This window comes from Acidipropionibacterium virtanenii (genome assembly GCF_003325455.1).
Lineage (GTDB): Bacteria > Actinomycetota > Actinomycetes > Propionibacteriales > Propionibacteriaceae > Acidipropionibacterium > Acidipropionibacterium virtanenii.
The window spans coordinates 2,338,930-2,355,890 of sequence record NZ_CP025198.1 but is presented as its reverse complement, the minus strand read 5'-3'; the positions used below and the strand labels follow the sequence as shown (position 1 = coordinate 2,355,890).

Here is a 16,961-nt window from a genome sequence, read left to right as displayed (position 1 = left end):
TCGCATAGACTCCTCCAAGGCTCCGTGGGTCGGTGCCGAATTCTTCGATGCTGCGACCAGGGAGGGCATGGCGACGTGGGCACCAGCGACGACGGCACGATCAGGAGACCTCACAAGCACCGACGCAGGAATGCCGCAGTCATCGGAGGCGGTGTCCTCGTGGTGCTGATCGGCGGCTACCTCGTGGGCCACTTCATGACCGCCGACGTACTGCCGTCCAACACCACGATCCAGGGCGTCTCCGTCGGTGGACTCCATACCGACGATGCCCGGGCGAAGGTGAACGCCGCTCTCAGCAAGGAACTCTCAGCACCCGTGAGCCTGGCGGACGGGGCGACCAGCGTCGAGATCAAGCCGTCGGCGGCGGGACTCGCCGTCGACTGGGACGCGACCATGTCCCAGGTGGATCCCGGCAACTCCTGGGATCCCAGAGTGATCTGGAACACGCTGCGTGGTGGAGATGCCGTGTCCCTGGTGAGCACGGTCGACGAGAAGGCTCTCACCAGCGCCGTCAAGGCCACGGCACCGCGTTTCTCCGTGGCCCCCAAGGACGCCACGGTCGCACTCGTCGGCACCCGCGTCGTGACCACCAGGGCCGTGCAGGGGCGCACCCTGCAGGCCGAGGGGACCAGCGAGACGATCCAGGAGTACTGGCCTCTCAAGAAGCGCGGCAGCGTGCCCGCATCGGTCACCCGCAGGGCCCCCGCAGTCACTGATTCCGAGGTCTCCCAGGTCGTCTCGAAGACCCTGAGGCCCGCCCTGTCCGGACCGGTCACCGTCGACACCGGGAGCACGAAATTCTCCGTCAGCGCCGCACAGATCGCCACCGCCACCACGATCACCAGCACGAAGGGGACCGTCACCGCGAAGACCGACATGGCCAGGCTGTACAAGGCCACTGAGGCGACCCGCGCCCGATTGGGGCTGGCCTCGGGACGCGACGCCAGGATCGTCATCTCCGGCAACAGCCCGACCATCCGGCCCTCCACCGATGGCCGGGGCATCAGCCAGCCGAACTTCACCAAGGCCGTGGCGCCCGCTCTGATGAAGCTCGGCACCCAGCGGATCGGCAAGGCGCCGATCACCGCTGTCCCCGCGAAGTTCACGACCGCCGACGCCCAGAAGATGGGGGTCAAGAAGGTCATCGGCGAGTTCACCACCTACTTCCCCTACGCCGAGTACCGCAACACCAACCTCACCCTCGCCGCCAACGCCATCAACGGCACCTTCCTCAAGCCCGGGGAGACCTTCAGCATGGACAAGGTGCTGGGGCCGCGCACCGAGGCCAAGGGATATGTGCCGGGCTGGGTGATCTCGGGAGACGTGATGAAGGAGGAACCGGCCGGCGGTATCTCCCAGTCGGGCACCACCACCTTCAACGCGGCCTTCTTCGCCGGTATGACAGATGTCGAGCATCACCCCCACACCATGTACTTCGATCGCTACCCGGCCGGCCGCGAGGCGACGCTGTACTACGGGAACCTCGACCTGAAATTCCGCAATGACACCAGGTACGGAGTGCTGGTGCAGGCCTACACGAAGAAGGCCCAGCCCGACGGTAGGGGATCGATCACCGTCAAGATGTGGTCCACCCCGACCTGGGACAAGGTCACCTCCAGCGCGCTGGTGAAGTCCAACTACGAGTACGGGCGGACCGTCACCTCCACCGACGCCGACTGCCACCCGCAGTCGCCCTCACCGGGATTCGACGTCAACTACTCCCGGATGTTCTGGAAGAACGGGGCGGTCGCCAGAACCGAGAAGTTCTTCTGGCGCTACGACCCCACCGATGAGGTGACCTGCAAGTAGCGTGCTCCGCCGGCCTCGGCGCCGATGGACGCCCACGACAGTGTGTAGTGCCGGGAGATAGAGTGAATTGAGCAAGGCCCCTGAGGGGGGCCACCGGATACTCAAGGAGAGCGACGTGACATACGTCATCGGTCTGCCCTGCGTGGACGTCAAGGATCGTGCGTGCGTCGAGGAATGCCCCGTCGACTGCATCTACGAGGGCGAGCGCAGCCTCTACATCCATCCCGAGGAGTGCGTGGACTGCGGCGCGTGCGAACCCGTCTGCCCGGTGGAGGCCATCTACTACGAGGACGACCTGCCAGACGATCAGGCCGGCTTCCTCCAGATCAACACCGAGTTCTTCGACGATCTGGGTTCCCCCGGTGGCGCCGCCCGCCTGGGGCCGGTCGCCAAGGACCACCCGAAGGTCGCGGCACTGCCTCCTCAGGGGGAGTGAGCGTGAATCCTGTCGGCGGTGGTCGCAGGGTCGTCTCGGCGACCCTGCCGGCCTTTCCCTGGGACACCATCGAACCGGCCAAGAGGCGGGCGGCCGCCCACCCCGACGGATTGGTCGATCTGTCAGTGGGTACGCCTGTCGACCCGACTCCCGACATCGTGAGGCGCGCCCTGTCGGACGCCTCGAACGCCCACGGATACCCGCAGGTGTGGGGCACTCCGGAGCTGCGACGAGCGATCCTCGACCACATGTCCGCGCGCTGGGGCGCACCGGAACTCGATGAGCGTTCGGTGCTGCCGGTGATCGGGTCCAAGGAACTGGTCGCCTGGTTGCCGACCCAGCTCGGGCTCGGCCCCGATTGCCTGGTCGTCATCCCCGCGTGCGCATATCCGACCTACCGGGTGGGCGCGTTGCTGGCTGGTGCCAGGATCCAGGAGGCTGACAGCCCTGCGGACGTGGAGGAGGTGCCGAGCCTCATCTGGATCAACTCGCCGGCCAATCCGACCGGGAGGATCCTCTCGGTGTCGCAGATGCGCGAATGGGTTGATTTCGCCCGTCGCTGCGGAGCCGTACTGGCCTCCGACGAGTGCTACGGGGAGTTCGGCTGGGACGCCGAGCCGGTCTCAGTGCTGGACACCCGGGTGTGCGACGGTGACGTCACCGGGCTGCTGGCCTGCCTGTCGATGTCGAAGCGCTCGAATATGGCCGGCTACCGGGCCGGGTTCGTGGTCGGCGACCCCCTGATCGCCTCCGAGCTGCTGACGGTGCGCAAGCACTCCGGCATGATGCTCCCGGCCCCAGTGGCCGAGGCGATGCGGGTGGCGCTGGAGGATCCCTCCCATGTCGCCGAGCAGCGCGACCGCTACCTGAATCGGCGCCGGGTGCTCAAACCCGCCCTGGAGCGCGCCGGATTCCGGATCGATCACTCCGAGGGATCCCTCTATCTGTGGGCCACTCGCGGCGAGGACTGTCGCGTGACTCTTGATGCGCTGGCCGAACTCGGCATCCTGTGCTCACCGGGGGACTTCTACGTCACCGGTTCCAGCGAGCACGTGCGCATCGGACTGACGGCCTCCGACGAGCGGATCCGGGTGGCCGCCGACCGTCTCGACGCCACTGGCTGAGCGGCGGACTCCAGTCCTCCGAGCAGCGTCAGCAGTGTCTCAGGGGCAGCTGGGAGGAGTGCGCCGAGATCCATGTGCCGACTGCGTCCACGGTGCGGTCGACCGACGACTCGGAATCGCCCTGGGCGATGAAGGTCACCACTGAGTAGCCGTCGTCGTGGGGGAGGACCGCCATCTGGCGGACGGTGTACTGACCGGAGTCCTCATCTCCCCAGCCGGCCTTGACCATCGACGGGTGGATGCTCGACAGGCCGAACTGCTGCGAGGAGTCGATCTGCCCCATGTAGGAGCGCACCGTCCTCGCCGAGGAGTCGTCTGTGCAGGCCAGCCACTCCATGAAACGAGCCTGGTCGTCGGCCTGCCAGCGTGTCATGCCGAACGGTTCGTCGGGATCCACCCGGTCGGGAAGCACGGTGGTGTCCTTGTCGCCGTGGGCGCTGAGCACGGCCTGCACGGTGTCGGCGGCCCTCTCTCCGGCACCCAGGCTGTTCCACAGCCGGATTGCGGCGTCGTTGTCGGAGACTGTGATGGCCTCCTTGACGTCGTCGGTGTCGGCGGTGCCCCTGCTCAGGGCGGCGATGGCGATGGGGACCTTGAGGGTGGACCACGCTGTCGGGGTGCGGATCGATCCGGCTGTGATCAGGTTGCTCCCCTGGGCGGAGACGACGATCTGCATGGAGGTAGGAACCTCACGGGTCAGGGCGGTGAGGTCGGCGGCGTCCACCGGGGTGGGGGACGGACTGGAGGAGGGACTCGACGGGTCCGCCGGACTCGAGGCCGTTGCCGGGGAGCCTGCACCGGCGCAGCCGCCCAGCAGAATCGCCGAGGAGAGGCAGCCGACCAGGGCTGCCGCCAGAGCGCGCATCGTCCGCCGACCAGCCACCATGAGACCTCCGACTCCCGGGAACCCCGGATGCCGGGGTCCCACCCCCTACTGGATGAGTGTGACGCTACCCGTCGTTGCTGTGCCGGTCCCCGACGGACTTGACGAAGGACCTGTGACTCCGGACCAGGACGCGTACTTCTTGGTGTCGAGGTTCCAGCTCGCGGTGCCGACGCCGGCGGCCGAGATGGGCGCCGAGTCGTTGCTGGCCATGGTGATGGCCACCGCCGCCCACACCGTCCGGTTCGAGGTGGCCTGGACCCTCACGGCGGAGGTCGAGGTGCTGATCGTCGCCTTCCCCGCCAGGCCCTTCGTCGCGGTCTGTGCCAGCGCGGTGGAGCTGCCCCTGGTGGTGGAGCGGTTGACGCAGCTCAGGGACTGTGGAGAACTGCCCGACAGGGCACTGGCCCATGCCTTGGCGGCGTCGATGTGCTTGCGGTAGCCGTCGGGCACGCCGGACTTCTGAATCGACTGGGCGACGTCGTTGATGTCCTCGGTCTGCCAGTTGTCCACCTTCACCAGCTCGTCGTAGAACTTCCCGGCGGAGTACCAGGGGTCGAGGATCTGCGCCCTGGTGCCCCATCCCTGGGAGGGGCGCTGCTGGAACAGCCCCACCGAGTCGCGGTCGCCGTAGTCGATATTGCGCAGGCCCGATTCCTGCATGGCGGTGGCCAGGGCGATGGAGGCCGCCCGGGGCGACAGGCCCCGCCTGATCGACTCCGCGGTGATGAGGGCCGCATTCCCCGACTGCTCCAGATCGAGGGTGTAGCTCTGTCCGCTGATGGTCACCTGGCAGCCCTCGTCCACCGGTGTGCTGAACGGGTCCACGGACTTCCACACTTTCCATCCCCCGTATCCCAGCGCACCGAGCAGGAGCACGGCCACCAGGAAGGCGGCCAGCGAGGCGACCCAGCGGTGCGGGTTGCGCTGGGCGTGACGCGGACGGGATCGCCTCGCCATGCTGATCAGTTCCGGTGCAGGGCCGAGTTGAGCTCCACCCTCGATCCACTGCGGCCAAGGGCTTTCACCACTCCGGTGGTGGAGTCGCGGATGAACAGGACGTTGTCATGGCCTGAGAGCTCGCTGGCCTTGACGACGTCGCCCCCGCGCAGGGTCACCTTGGTGCCGGCGGTGATGTAGAGGCCGGCCTCCACGACGCAGTTGTCGCCCAGGGAGATTCCCAGCCCGGACTCCGCCCCCAGCAGGCACCCTCTCCCGATGGTGACCTGCTCCTTGCCGCCGCCCGACAGCGTGCCCATGATCGAGGCGCCGCCGCCGACGTCCGAGCCGTCGCCGACGATCACCCCCTGGGAGATCCGGCCCTCCACCATGGAGGCGCCCAAGGTTCCCGCGTTGTAGTTGACGAAGCCCTCGTGCATGACGGTGGTGCCCTCGGCCAGGTGGGCACCCAACCGGATACGGTCGGCATTGCCGATCCTCACCCCCGAGGGGACGACGAAGTCGACCATCCGGGGGAACTTGTCGATGAGCAGCACCGTCATCCGGGTACCGGTCGCCCGTGCCGCCAGCTCCACCTCGGCGAAGTCCTCGACCCGGCAGGGCCCGTGGGTGGTCCACACGTTGTTGGGCAGGACGGCGAAAATGCCGTCCAGATTGACGGTGCGGGGCCGGGCCAGGCGGTGGGAAAGCACGTGCAGGCGCAGGTAGCCGTCGCTGACGCCGGAGGGAGCCGCATCCAGATCGACAACGGTGCGCACCACCTCATGATGGACCTGCCGGATGCTGTCCAGCCCGGTCTCGGCGGCCTTGACCAGTTCGGCGGGCGCATCGGTGGCGTCCGGATCCCCGAGCGCAGGTGCGGGGAACCAGGTGTCCAGGACGTCGCCCGAGTCATGGACAGTGGCCAGACCCCACCCCCATGCGGTGCGATCGGGAGAGGGGGTGTCGGTGGTGCTCGTCATGCCGCGAGTCTAGCGGGCGTCACTCGAACGGCCCGGGTCCACGCGAGCCGGTTAGGGTGGCACCCATGATGCTCGACCCGCTCACCGACCTGCACGCACTGTTCGCCCGGATCGTCGACTGCGAGTCGGTGAGCGGCCAGGAGGAGGCCCTCGCGGGACTGGTCGAGTCGGCACTGGGCGGCCTCCCGCATCTGGAGACCGTGCGGATCGGGAACAACGTGGTCGCCAGGACCCGGCTGGGCCGCCCGGATCGGGTACTGGTGGCCGGTCATCTGGACACCGTTCCGGTGGCGGACAACCTGCCGAGTGTCCGCGAAGTGCGCGAGGACGGGGAGTACCTGGTCGGGCGGGGATCCTGCGACATGAAGGGCGGGGTGGCGGTGGCTCTGGCCCTGGCGGCCCAGCTGGAGCGCCCCGCCAAGGACGTCACCTGGGTGTTCTACGACTGCGAGGAGATCGCGGCCCGCTATAACGGCCTCGGGCGGATCGCTTCCGAGCGGCCCGATCTGCTGGACGCCGACCTGGCGATTCTCATGGAACCGACCGACGGCGTCGTGGAGGGGGGCTGCCAGGGAACGATGAGATTCACCCTCACCGTGCCCGGGGCGGCGGCCCACTCGGCACGGTCGTGGACCGGCCACAATGCCATTCACGACCTCGCCCCGATCCTGGAGATCCTGCGACGATGGCAGGACCGTGATCCGCTGGTCGAGGTCGACGGCCTCACCTACCATGAGGGCCTCAACGCGACGATGGTCTCCGCGGGTCTGGCCGGAAACGTCATCCCCCCCGAGGCGACCATCCAGATCAACTACCGGTATGCGCCCGACAAGAGCGCGGCGCAGGCTCAGGAGGCGATGCGCCGGCTCTTCGACGGATGGGAGATGGAGGTACTGGATCTCTCCTCCCCGGCGCGGCCGGGCCTGGATCGGCCGCTGGCACAGTCCTTCGTGGCGCGAGTCGGCACAGAACCGCGGCCCAAGTACGGCTGGACCGATGTGGCGCGCTTCTCCGAGCTGGGGACGCCGGCCCTGAACTTCGGCCCCGGTGACCCGCTGTGCGCCCACAAGGCCGACGAGTGCTGCCGGCTGGCATCCCTCGACGAGTGCCGCGACGCGCTGGGCGGTTGGCTGAGCGGGGAGAGCGCATGAGCCTGGATTTCGCCAGCGACTGGGACCGCCCGGACTCCGATGACGTGCGGGTGCAGGGCGCCATCGAGGCCGGGTACGTCAATGCCGAGGATCTGTCCTTGTTCATCACCAGCGCCGATCTGACGCAGATCGTCGCTCACGTCACAGGAGGTTCATGCTGATGGTCTGGGTGCTCAGCGCCGTCGTCATCGTCATCATCGGGGCGGCCGTCATGGCGGCGTCCGGGCGTTTCGGGGCGGTGCCGCCGGTCGTCGACGACCGTCCCGCCCCGGACCTGCCACCGGGACCGCTCGGACCCGAGGATCTGCGCGGCGCCAGCTTCGCGGTGGTCGCCAGGGGATACTCGATGGCGCAGGTGGACTCGCTGCTGGAGCGGCTGGCCGGACAGCTCGGGCAGGCATCGGGCAGGGCGGAGGAGGAGCCGACCACAGCGTCGGAGGAGCCCTCGCAGGATCCCGGGATGACGACCTGAACACACGCGACGGTGGTCCCGCGCGCCCCGTATCCGGCCGGATACGGAATAATAGGGGTGATACCACTGCCCAGTGAGCGAGGATGAGTGACATGGCAGCTATGAAGCCACGTACCGGCGACGGTCCTATGGAGGTCACGAAGGAGGGGCGCGGCATCGTGATGCGCGTTCCTGTTGACGGCGGTGGTCGCCTGGTCGTGGAGCTGAATGCCGAGGAGGCGACCGCCCTCCTCAACTGCCTCCGGGAGACTGTTGGTTGAGAGTCGTCTGAATGGATGTGGGCCCCGGTCACCATGGTGACCGGGGCCCACATCATTGTCGTTCGGACCTGACCCGTTCGAGGAGGCAGGAGCGCAGCGACGTGGAGGAGTCGTCTCCTCCTTTATCTAGAACTGTGCCGACTGATCGCGGCCTTGTAGACGTCGACGGTCTGCTCGGCGATCCGTGCCCAGTCGAACTTGTCGATGCAGCGCTGACGGCCCGCGGCACCGAACTGCGCAGCCTTCTGCGGATCGGAGGTCAGCTCATTGAGCCGGGTCGCGAAGAGATGCTCGAACTCGGCGATCTCCTCAGGGGTCGAGGTGTCGGTGGGGACCCCGGGGACCAGGTAGCCGGTCTCCCCATCCACGACGACCTCCGGAATTCCGCCGACCTCCGAGGCCACCACGGGCTTGGCGCAGGCCATCGCCTCGAGGTTGACGATGCCCAGCGGCTCGTAGACCGAGGGGCAGGCGAAGACGGTGGCGGCCGACAGCACCTGGCGGACGGAGGCGCGGGGCAGCATCTCCTGAATCCAGATGACCGGGGCCCGGCGCGACTTCTGCACCTTCTCGAAGGCCTCATGGAACTCGGCGGCGATCTCCGGGGTGTCGGGGGCGCCGGCCAGAAGGATGAGCTGCGTGTCGGGGTCCAGATCGGCCGCGGCGCGCACCAGATGGATCAGGCCCTTCTGGCGGGTGATGCGGCCCACGAAGACCACCGAGGGAGCGTCGAGATCCATTCCGATCTGCTCGGGCACCTCGGTCTCGGTGACCGGGTGGAACTCGTCGGTGTCGACTCCGTTGCGCACCACGTGGACCTTGTCCGGATCCAGCTCCGGGTAGGCGGCCAGCACGTCCCGGCGCATGCCGGAGCTCACCGCGATGATGGCGTCGGCGGCGTCGTACGCAGTGCGCTCGGCCCAGGAGGAGAGCCGGTAGCCGCCACCGAGCTGCTCAGCCTTCCAAGGGCGGTCGGGCTCCAGGGAATGGGCACTGATGACATGCGGGATGTCGTGGTAGACCCCCGACAGCAGGCCGGCCAGATTGGCGTACCAGGTGTGGGAATGGACGAGATCGGTGTTCTCGGGGACGGCCGCGGTCATCGAGAGGTCGGCGCCGAAGACCCTCAGCGCCGGATTCGCCCCGGCCGGGAAGTCTTCGGCATGTGCGGTGGCGCCCTCTCGGGGATCTCCCATGCACTGGACGTCGACGTCGACGAGCCTGCGCAGTTGGGGGACGAGCTGAGCGACATGAACCCCGGCACCGCCGTAGATGGCCGGTGGGTACTCACGGGTCAGGATGGAGACGTGCATGTGCTGATGCTCCCACATCGCCGTAAGTTGTGGGGTGCCCGATGCGAAATCAGGTTCAGCGGCGTGCAGTTTTCATTGATCTGTTGTCGTGGGGCGCGCGGGGGGCATAGGTTCGTGGCATGGCAATGACGCGACCCAAGGTGCTATCCATCGTCCTCGCGGGGGGTGAGGGCAAGCGCCTCATGCCCCTCACCATGGACCGCGCCAAGCCCGCCGTACCGTTCGGCGGGACCTACCGGCTGATCGATTTCGTGCTGAGCAATCTGGCGAACTCCGATCTCACCAAGACAGCAGTGCTCACCCAGTACAAGTCCCACTCCCTCGACCGTCACGTGTCGGTCGCCTGGCGGATGAGCACCATGCTCGGCAACTACGTCACCCCGGTTCCCGCCCAGCAGCGCCTGGGACCGCGCTGGTTCCAGGGCAGTGCCGACGCCATCTTCCAGTCCATGAACCTCATCAACGACGAGGATCCCGACTATGTCGTGGTCTTCGGGGCCGACAACATCTACCGGATGGACGTCAGCCAGATGCTCGAGTCCCACATCGACTCGGGGAAGGGCTGCACCGTCGCCGGGATCCGGGTGCCGCGCAAGGACGCGTCGGCCTTCGGCATCATCGACGCCGGGGCCGACCACGCCATCAACGAGTTCCTCGAGAAGCCGGCGGACCCGCCCGGCCTGCCGGATTCGCCCGAGGAATCCTTCGCCTCGATGGGCAACTACATCTTCAGCAGGGACTCCCTGGTTCAGGCGCTGTTCGACGACTCCCAGGACCCCGAGGCCCGCCACGACATGGGCGGGGACATCATCCCCCGGTTCGTCAGGGCCGGGGACGCCCAGGTCTACGACTTCAAGGACAACGTGGTTCCCGGTTCCACCGACAAGGATGTCGACTACTGGCGTGACGTCGGCACCATCGACGCCTACCACGAGGCTCACATGGACCTCGTCTCGGTCGAGCCCGAGTTCAACCTGTACAACACCGAGTGGCCCATCTGGACCAGCCAGGAGCAGGCCCCGGGCGCCAAGTTCGTGATGCGCGGGTCCTGCGACGACACGCTGGTGTCCTCGGGCTGCATCATCTCGGGCACCGACATCTACCGGACGGTGCTGGGGCCCCGGGTGCGCATCGAGCGCTGGGCGCGGGTCGACGAGTCGATCCTGATGAACAACGTCACCATCGGCTCGAACGCCACCGTCCACCGGGCGATCCTGGACAAGAACGTCGTGGTCCCCGACGGGGCCCAGGTCGGGGTCGACCACGAGCACGACAGGGCCCGCGGATTCACGGTCTCTCCGACCGGTATCACCGTGGTCGGCAAGGGCATCACAGTGCCGTACTGAGTTGGACGGAGGGGGCGGACGACCGCCCCCCACGCCCCCCACGCTCGCCAGGGCTCGCCGACTCCCCACGGGTGGGGTCTGCGGGTCCTGGCTCCAGTTCTGGGTCGTGATTGAGCGGGAGATCCGGGAACTCATCTGCCGCGGGTGCCCCTTCGGGCCCGCGCTAGAGCAAGCTGGGGATGAGTTCGATCGCGATCATGGCGAAGATGATCAGGATGATGAGCCCGGTGACGTACCAGTCTGTATTGTAGTTGACGAAGTCCTGGATCCCTTTGCGCCGGGTGAGGACGCCGTCATGGATGTTGATCCGCGTCAGGCCCGCCCAGACCAGGGTGGTCGTGATGGTGATGAGCAGGCACCAGGGGCACAGTGCCCTGATGACGAAGAAGGACTGGATGAACAGCCACCATGCGAACAGGATCGCGATGGAGTAGAGAGCCTGTGTGGCGAGCATGTACCAGCGCGGGAACCGTACCCCGGCCAGAGTGGCGATCGAGATGGAGAGCACCACGGCCTCGAACAGGATGCCGAGGAAGGCGTTGGGGAATCCGAGCACCCGGGCCTGCCAGGTGGACGCCACGGTGGAGCAGGACAGCACCGTGTTGACATCGCAGCTGAACGTGGCCTTCGAGTCGGCCGCGAGTCTCCAGGCCTCGATCGACAGGACGAAGGACGCGAGGAGCCCGATCGCCCCTGAGACGATCATCTCGATGGAGGTGGTGCGCCGCCACCTGGACGGCTTGTCGACCCCGTTTGCTGCCATGAGTCCCGAATTCCTTCTGCCGACGGATTGGAGCCGGCAGACCAGGACTGAAGATCCGGCCTGCACGGCGGAGCCAAGACTAGGCCCGCCCGGAAATATTGGGCGAGTCCCCCGTGAGCAGCCGTGCTGCGTCGGGCGGGGGAGAGATCACTCCTTGATGGCCAGCAGGAGCCCTGATCCCACCGGCAGCAGAACGGGCCTGAACTCCTCGGTCTCCTGGATCGAGTCCAGGGCCTCGCGGATGATGAGGGTCTCGTCGGCGTCGTTGTCGGGGTCGGCGATCGTGTTGTCGGCCAGGGCGCCGTTGACCACGACGACGCCGCCATGGCGCAGCAGCCGCAGAGCCTGGGCGACGTATTCCACGTACTCCAGCCGGTCGCCGTTGACCAGCACGAGGTCGTATGCGCCGTCGCGCAGCTTCGGAAGGACGTCCAACGGCATTCCGGTGATCAGCCGGAACTGGTTGGAACGCATGCCGGCCCGTTCGAAGGCGACCCGTGCCGCGGCCTGGCGGTCGGACTCGGCGTCGATACTGGTGAGTACGCCCTTACGGTCCATGCCTTGCATCAATGACAGGCCTGTGACCCCGGCGTCGGTGCCGATCTCCACCACGGTGTGCGCGTCGATCGCGCGCGACATGAAGGTGAGGAGGGAGGCGGTGCCGGTGCCGACAGGGGACCATTCGGCGGCCAGCGCTGTCTCGCGGGCGGCCGAGACCTCCGGAGATGTCGCGACGAACTCGTCGGCGTACTCCCACGACCTGGGGTCGGGTGCGGTTGGGGTCAGCTGATCAGGGCTCACGGGCCCAGCGTAGTCCGTGCGGTCCTCGTTACGATGGGGTTGACCACAGGTGCCTCCGGTGAGCTGAGACCGAGGCCACCGGCAGCGAGGAGGATCCGCCATGCCCGAACCCGTTTTCGGCCGTCTGCTGACGGCCATGGTGACACCGATGACCCCTGACGGGGAGGTGGACCTTGAGCGTGCGGCCCAGCTGGCCGCCCGCCTCGTCGACGACCAGCGCAACGACTCCGTGCTCGTCAACGGCACCACGGGCGAGTCGCCGACCACCAGCGACGAGGAGAAGTCGGCCCTGGTGCGCGCGGTCGTCGGCGCCGTCGGAGACCGGGCCCAGGTGATCACCGGAGTCGGGACGAATGACACCCGTCACACCCTGGAGCTCGCCCGTCAGGCCGCTGACGCCGGGGCCGACGGTCTCCTGGTCGTGACCCCTTACTACTCCAAGCCTCCCCAGGCCGGTCTGGTCGATCACTTCACACGGATCGCGGATGCCACCGACCTGCCGGTGATGCTCTACGACATACCGGGCCGCACCGGCACTGCCATCGCGCCTGAGACCCTGATCGCACTGTCCGAGCATCCGCGCATCGTGGCGGTCAAGGACGCCAAGGGCAGGGTCGTCGAGTCGGCGACCGTGATGGCCTCCTGCGATCTGGCCTATTACTCCGGCGATGACGCCATCACCCCGGCTCTGATGGCGGTCGGCGGGGTCGGCGTGATCGGCACGTCGACGCATTTCACCGGACGTCGGATGCGCGAGTTCATCGACCTCTTCGTGGCCGGGCACCAGGATGAGGCGCTGACGGTCTACCGGGAGATCCTTCCCGTGCTCACCGGTGTCTTCGCGGCCCAGGGGGTCGTGATGGTCAAGGCTGGGCTCGCACACCAGGGATTCCCGGTCGGTTCCGTGCGCTCGCCGCTCGTGGCTGCCACCGGTTCCCAGGCCGCCACCTTCGGGGCCCTCCTCGATGGCGCCCGTCTGTGACGCCGGCGGTAATCTGGGGCCATGTCCATCGCCAGTCCGACCGAGATCGCGGTCCTCATCATCATCGCCGTGGTGATGTTCGGTCCGGAGAAGGTGCCCGAGTACGCCCGGAAGGCGGCCCGGGTGGTGCATTACATCCGCAACATCGCGAACAACACCCGTGATCAGCTTCGTGAGGACCTCGGCCCCAAGTATGCGGATCTCGAGATCCAGGATCTCAACCCGAAGACCTTCGTGCGCAAGTACGTGATGGACGAGTTTCGCGAGGACATCGACGGCATCAAGTCGGACCTTTCAGAGGTGCGCGACGACCTCACCGATGTGCGGTCGGACCTCCAGTCGGCCACCGGGGATGCCCTCGACGCGGTACAGGACGCCAGTAGCAGCGCGTCCGGTGCCCAGACCTCGCCGGCTGTCGCCGGGGGACCGGCCATGATCCCCACCCCTTACGACCTCGAGGCCACCTGAGCCGCTCGGTTGGAAGGCGGCAGCGGGCCTGCGAGCGCCTGCGCCCGGTCGCAGATCGGACCCGAAGCGCGAGGCCGGCACCGCAGACCCGACCCCCTCGCAGATCCCCGCTCGGGGGTTGCCAGGGGGTCGCCCCCGGTCTTGGGAAATCAGTTCGCGACCGGGGTGAGTCCGAGATTCATCCCGGCCAGCCCGCGGGGGCGGGAGTCCAGCGTGTCGGCCAGATCGGTGAGAGCCCGGGCGGCGGCGGACTCGGGGTGGGCGACGACGATGGGGTCGCCCTCGTCCCCGCCGGAGCGAAGGTCGATGTCGATCGGGATCTGCCCGAGCAGCGGCACCTCGGTGCCGAGCTGTGCGGACAACGCCTCGGCTGCCGCCTGGCCGCCGCCCGAGCCGTAGAGCTCGACCCGGTGGGTCCTGCCGCAGTGCGGGCAGGGAGTTTCCAGCCAGGACATGTTCTCGATGACCCCGATGACCTGCTGCTGCATGATCCCGGCCATCGTGCCGGCCCGCACCGCGACCTCGGAGGCGGCCTGCTGCGGTGTGGTGACGACGAGCACCTCGGAGTTGGGGATCTTCTGGCCCAGGCTCATGGCGATGTCGCCGGTGCCCGGGGGAAGGTCGATGAGCAGGTAATCGAGATCGCCCCAGTGCACATCGGCCAGCAGCTGGGTGAGCGCGCGATCCAGGATCGGGCCTCGCCAGGCGATGACGTCGGAACGGTTCGGTTTGAGCATCCCGACGCTGATCGTCTTGATGTCGAGCACCGGAACGGGGAGCAGCAGGTCGTCGAGGGGGGTGGGCCGGGCCTCGCCGACGCCGAGCATGTCGGGCACCGAGTGTCCGTAGATGTCGGCGTCCAGCAGTCCGACGTTGCGTCCTCGAGCTGCCAGCGCCAGCGCCAGGTTGACCGTCACCGAGGACTTGCCGACCCCGCCCTTGCCCGAGGCGACCGCGATGACCTTCGTGGTGGAGCCGGGTTGTGCGAAGGGGATCACCCGTTCGGGCACGCCCCCGCGCAACTGGGTCTTGACCGCGTCGCGCTGCTCGTCGGACATCACTCCGAGCTCGACGTGGACCCCGCTCACCCCGTCGACCGTCTGGACGGCCTCGGTCACGTTCTGACGCAGGGTCGTCTTGAGGGGGCATCCGGCCACGGTGAGGAGGACCTTGACGGTGACCCGGTTCGAGTCGTCGACGTCAATCTCGTCCACCATGCCCAGGTCGGTGATGGGTCGTCGGATCTCGGGGTCATCCACATGCGACAACGCTTCGTGGATGAGCGGGACCAGCGGATTCTCGGTGCTCATGGTTTCTGTCTACACACTCCTCAAAGTGACGGGCAAGTCAGTCTCACACCTGTGCACGACATGATGTCGTCGCCTGGGCGGTCCACCGCTTCGGGTTACGCCGTCGGCTCAATCGTCCGGGTTCACGCATCATCGGGTCCCTGGTCGTGACGGACCGGGTCGTCGAACTCGGCGAGCAGGGATCGGAGCTCGTCACGCAGCTCGGAGCGGATGTAGTCGCGGGTGGCCAGATCCCCCATCTGCATCCGGATGGCCGCAACCTCACGGGCTAGGTAGTCCATATCGGCCCGGCTCTGCGCGGTCAGCCTGCGATCCTCGGCCATCGACACCCGGTCGCGGTCCTCCTGGCGGTTCTGGGCAAGCAGGATCAACGGGGCGGAGTAGGAGGCCTGGGTCGAGAAGAACAGGTTGAGCAGGATGAACGGGTAGGGGTCCCAGCGCAGCTTCACCAGGGCGATGAGATTCCAGGCCACCCACACGATGACGATGATCGTCATGTAGACGAGGAACTTGCCGGTGCCCATGAACCGGGCCACTGATTCGGCGAACTGGCCGAAGCGCTCGGAGTCGAGCTGCACCCGAGGTCCCCGCGAGCCCCGCCGCGGGCCTGGCAGATCGAGACGGTCGTCGTCCTTGCGGCGCTCGTGATCAGCCACGTGCGACCTCCATCAGGTGACCGTCCATCTGATCGCCGCGCCAGTCGGCCGGCAACAGGTGATCGAGCAGATCGTCGACCGTGACAGCACCCACCAGTTCATTCTCCACGTTGACCACCGGGGCGACGACGAGGTTGTAGATGGCGAAATAGCGGCTCACCGCCCCGACCGGGGTGTCGGTGGCCAGCGGCTCAAGATCCGTGTCGAGCATGCTGGAGACCATCGACGAGGGAGGTTCGCGCAGCAGGCGCTGGACGTGCGCGATCCCCAGGAATCGGCCCGACGGGGTGTCAAGCGGTGGCCGACACACGAAGACCATCGATGCCAGGGCCGGCGTGATGTCCTCATTGCGGACCTTCGCCAGGGCGTCTGCGACCGTCGCGTCGGGTCCCACCACCACCGGCTCGGGGGTCATCATCGCCCCGGCCGTGAAATCCTCGTAGACCAGCAGATTCCGGACGTCCTCGGCATCCTCGGGGCGCATCCGGGCCAGCAGTCTCTCGGCGAGGGGCTCGGGGAGGTCCTGGACGAGGTCGGCGGCGTCGTCCGGATCCATCTCCTCGAGGATGTCGGCGGCGCGCTCGGGATCGAGGATCGATATCAGCGAGACCTGCTCGTCCTCGGGAAGCTCCTCGATGGCGTCGGCCAGCTGGTCGTCGTCCAGGGCCTTGGCCACCGCGGCCCGCCGCGACGGTGCCATGTCGTGAAGTTCCCGGGCGACGTCGGCGGGTTTCATGTCCTGCATCTCGGCGACTGTGCGCTCGGTCGACTGCTGCCGCATCATCACCAGGCCCGGCACCTCGTTCCAGTCGACCACCACCGAACCCGCGGCCTTCTTGCGCAACGAGCTGAAACGGCTTCCTCCGGGCACCAGAGCCACCTCGGAGATCTCCCAGTCGTGACTGCGGACCGGGCTCATCGCGACGTCGAAGATGCTGACCTGGGCGCCCTCGCGGGGGAAGGTCCGGTCGAAGAGGTCATCGACGACGAGGGTCTCGGCGTCCCGTCGGGAGAAGACCCGGGTGTCGACGGTGCCCGAGATCATCACCTGTTGGGCGTCGATGGCATGGACGCGGGGCATCGGCACGAAGATCCGCCTGCGGGCGAAGAGCTCGACCACCAGCCCGCGGACCCGTGGCGCCCTGCCCTGGGTGCGCATCTGGATGACGACGTCGCGGACCTTCCCGACCTGATCCCCGGCGGCGTCGAGCACGGGCAGACCGCGCAATCGCGAGATGAATACCGAGGACGACCTGTTCACGGCT

At 67.5% G+C, this 16,961-nt stretch carries 19 protein-coding genes; 10 read left to right on the top strand and 9 right to left on the bottom strand.

Annotated features, from left to right (window positions below):
• The first annotated feature begins 75 nt into the window (after positions 1-75).
• The 3 genes from JS278_RS10880 to dapC all read left to right on the top strand — a co-directional run bounded on the left by JS278_RS10880 (position 76) and on the right by dapC (position 3,369).
• Positions 76-1,809, top strand: a complete 1,734-nt coding sequence (locus JS278_RS10880; protein WP_114045210.1) for a VanW family protein — start codon at positions 76-78, stop codon at positions 1,807-1,809.
• Positions 1,810-1,924: 115 nt separating this feature from the next.
• Positions 1,925-2,245: a ferredoxin gene (gene fdxA / locus JS278_RS10875; protein WP_114045209.1), complete on the top strand. Its 321-nt coding sequence runs from the start codon at positions 1,925-1,927 to the stop codon at positions 2,243-2,245.
• 2 nt (positions 2,246-2,247) lie between these two features.
• Positions 2,248-3,369 carry a succinyldiaminopimelate transaminase gene (gene dapC, locus JS278_RS10870; RefSeq protein WP_114045208.1) on the top strand — a complete coding sequence of 374 codons (1,122 nt, stop codon included), beginning with the start codon at positions 2,248-2,250 and terminating at the stop codon, positions 3,367-3,369.
• Positions 3,370-3,397: 28 nt separating this feature from the next.
• On the opposite strand, the gene JS278_RS10865 is transcribed toward dapC, so the two are convergent.
• The 3 genes from JS278_RS10865 to dapD are packed head-to-tail and all read right to left on the bottom strand — an operon-like array spanning position 3,398 to position 6,174.
• Entirely contained in the window at positions 3,398-4,255 is an 858-nt protein-coding gene (locus JS278_RS10865) for a serine hydrolase (protein WP_147243192.1), read from the bottom strand.
• A 45-nt stretch (positions 4,256-4,300) separates the two neighbouring features.
• Positions 4,301-5,212: a hypothetical protein gene (locus JS278_RS10860; protein WP_245935088.1), complete on the bottom strand. Its 912-nt coding sequence runs from the start codon at positions 5,210-5,212 to the stop codon at positions 4,301-4,303.
• Between the two features lie 5 nt (positions 5,213-5,217).
• On the bottom strand, positions 5,218-6,174 hold the full coding sequence (dapD, locus tag JS278_RS10855; protein ID WP_114045206.1) for a 2,3,4,5-tetrahydropyridine-2,6-dicarboxylate N-succinyltransferase: 957 nt from the start codon (positions 6,172-6,174) through the stop codon (positions 5,218-5,220).
• Positions 6,175-6,239: 65 nt separating this feature from the next.
• Between dapD and dapE the strand changes: the two genes are divergently transcribed.
• From dapE to JS278_RS10840, 4 genes are all read left to right on the top strand, one after another.
• Positions 6,240-7,325: a succinyl-diaminopimelate desuccinylase gene (dapE, locus tag JS278_RS10850; protein WP_114045205.1), complete on the top strand. Its 1,086-nt coding sequence runs from the start codon at positions 6,240-6,242 to the stop codon at positions 7,323-7,325.
• Positions 7,322-7,486, top strand: a complete 165-nt coding sequence (locus tag JS278_RS16045; protein WP_181833707.1) for a hypothetical protein — start codon at positions 7,322-7,324, stop codon at positions 7,484-7,486. Before dapE ends, JS278_RS16045 begins: the two co-directional genes overlap by 4 nt.
• Complete coding sequence (locus JS278_RS10845; protein ID WP_114046277.1) at positions 7,486-7,797, top strand: DivIVA domain-containing protein; 312 nt, start codon at positions 7,486-7,488, stop codon at positions 7,795-7,797. Before JS278_RS16045 ends, JS278_RS10845 begins: the two co-directional genes overlap by 1 nt.
• 92 nt (positions 7,798-7,889) lie before the next feature.
• Positions 7,890-8,057 (top strand): DUF3117 domain-containing protein, encoded by a 168-nt coding sequence (locus JS278_RS10840; protein ID WP_114045204.1) that lies wholly within the window; start codon positions 7,890-7,892, stop codon positions 8,055-8,057.
• 122 nt (positions 8,058-8,179) lie between these two features.
• Here JS278_RS10840 and glgA read toward each other — a convergent pair whose 3' ends face one another.
• The gene (gene glgA, locus JS278_RS10835) at positions 8,180-9,370 is read right to left on the bottom strand and encodes a glycogen synthase (RefSeq protein WP_114046276.1); all 1,191 of its coding nucleotides are present in this window, start codon (positions 9,368-9,370) and stop codon (positions 8,180-8,182) included.
• 119 nt (positions 9,371-9,489) lie between these two features.
• Between glgA and glgC the strand changes: the two genes are divergently transcribed.
• The gene (gene glgC / locus JS278_RS10830; protein ID WP_114045203.1) at positions 9,490-10,716 is read left to right on the top strand and encodes a glucose-1-phosphate adenylyltransferase; all 1,227 of its coding nucleotides are present in this window, start codon (positions 9,490-9,492) and stop codon (positions 10,714-10,716) included.
• 163 nt (positions 10,717-10,879) lie between these two features.
• Here glgC and JS278_RS10825 read toward each other — a convergent pair whose 3' ends face one another.
• Both JS278_RS10825 and JS278_RS10820 read right to left on the bottom strand, forming a co-directional pair.
• Entirely contained in the window at positions 10,880-11,479 is a 600-nt protein-coding gene (locus JS278_RS10825; RefSeq protein ID WP_114045202.1) for a vitamin K epoxide reductase family protein, read from the bottom strand.
• A 147-nt stretch (positions 11,480-11,626) separates the two neighbouring features.
• The gene (locus tag JS278_RS10820) at positions 11,627-12,280 is read right to left on the bottom strand and encodes an O-methyltransferase (protein ID WP_245935087.1); all 654 of its coding nucleotides are present in this window, start codon (positions 12,278-12,280) and stop codon (positions 11,627-11,629) included.
• A 100-nt stretch (positions 12,281-12,380) separates the two neighbouring features.
• On the opposite strand from JS278_RS10820, the gene dapA reads away from it, so the two are divergent.
• Positions 12,381-13,262, top strand: a complete 882-nt coding sequence (dapA, locus tag JS278_RS10815; protein ID WP_114045200.1) for a 4-hydroxy-tetrahydrodipicolinate synthase — start codon at positions 12,381-12,383, stop codon at positions 13,260-13,262.
• A gap of 21 nt (positions 13,263-13,283) precedes the next feature.
• Complete coding sequence (locus tag JS278_RS10810) at positions 13,284-13,730, top strand: sec-independent translocase (protein WP_114045199.1); 447 nt, start codon at positions 13,284-13,286, stop codon at positions 13,728-13,730.
• 149 nt (positions 13,731-13,879) lie between these two features.
• Here the strand turns inward: JS278_RS10810 and JS278_RS10805 are convergent, their stop codons facing one another.
• The 3 genes from JS278_RS10805 to JS278_RS10795 form a co-directional block, all read right to left on the bottom strand.
• Positions 13,880-15,040 (bottom strand): Mrp/NBP35 family ATP-binding protein, encoded by a 1,161-nt coding sequence (locus tag JS278_RS10805; RefSeq protein ID WP_114045198.1) that lies wholly within the window; start codon positions 15,038-15,040, stop codon positions 13,880-13,882.
• Between the two features lie 122 nt (positions 15,041-15,162).
• Positions 15,163-15,696: a DUF1003 domain-containing protein gene (locus JS278_RS10800; protein ID WP_114045197.1), complete on the bottom strand. Its 534-nt coding sequence runs from the start codon at positions 15,694-15,696 to the stop codon at positions 15,163-15,165.
• Positions 15,689-16,957: a magnesium transporter MgtE N-terminal domain-containing protein gene (locus JS278_RS10795; RefSeq protein ID WP_114045196.1), complete on the bottom strand. Its 1,269-nt coding sequence runs from the start codon at positions 16,955-16,957 to the stop codon at positions 15,689-15,691. Before JS278_RS10795 ends, JS278_RS10800 begins: the two co-directional genes overlap by 8 nt.
• Positions 16,958-16,961: the final 4 nt, after the last annotated feature.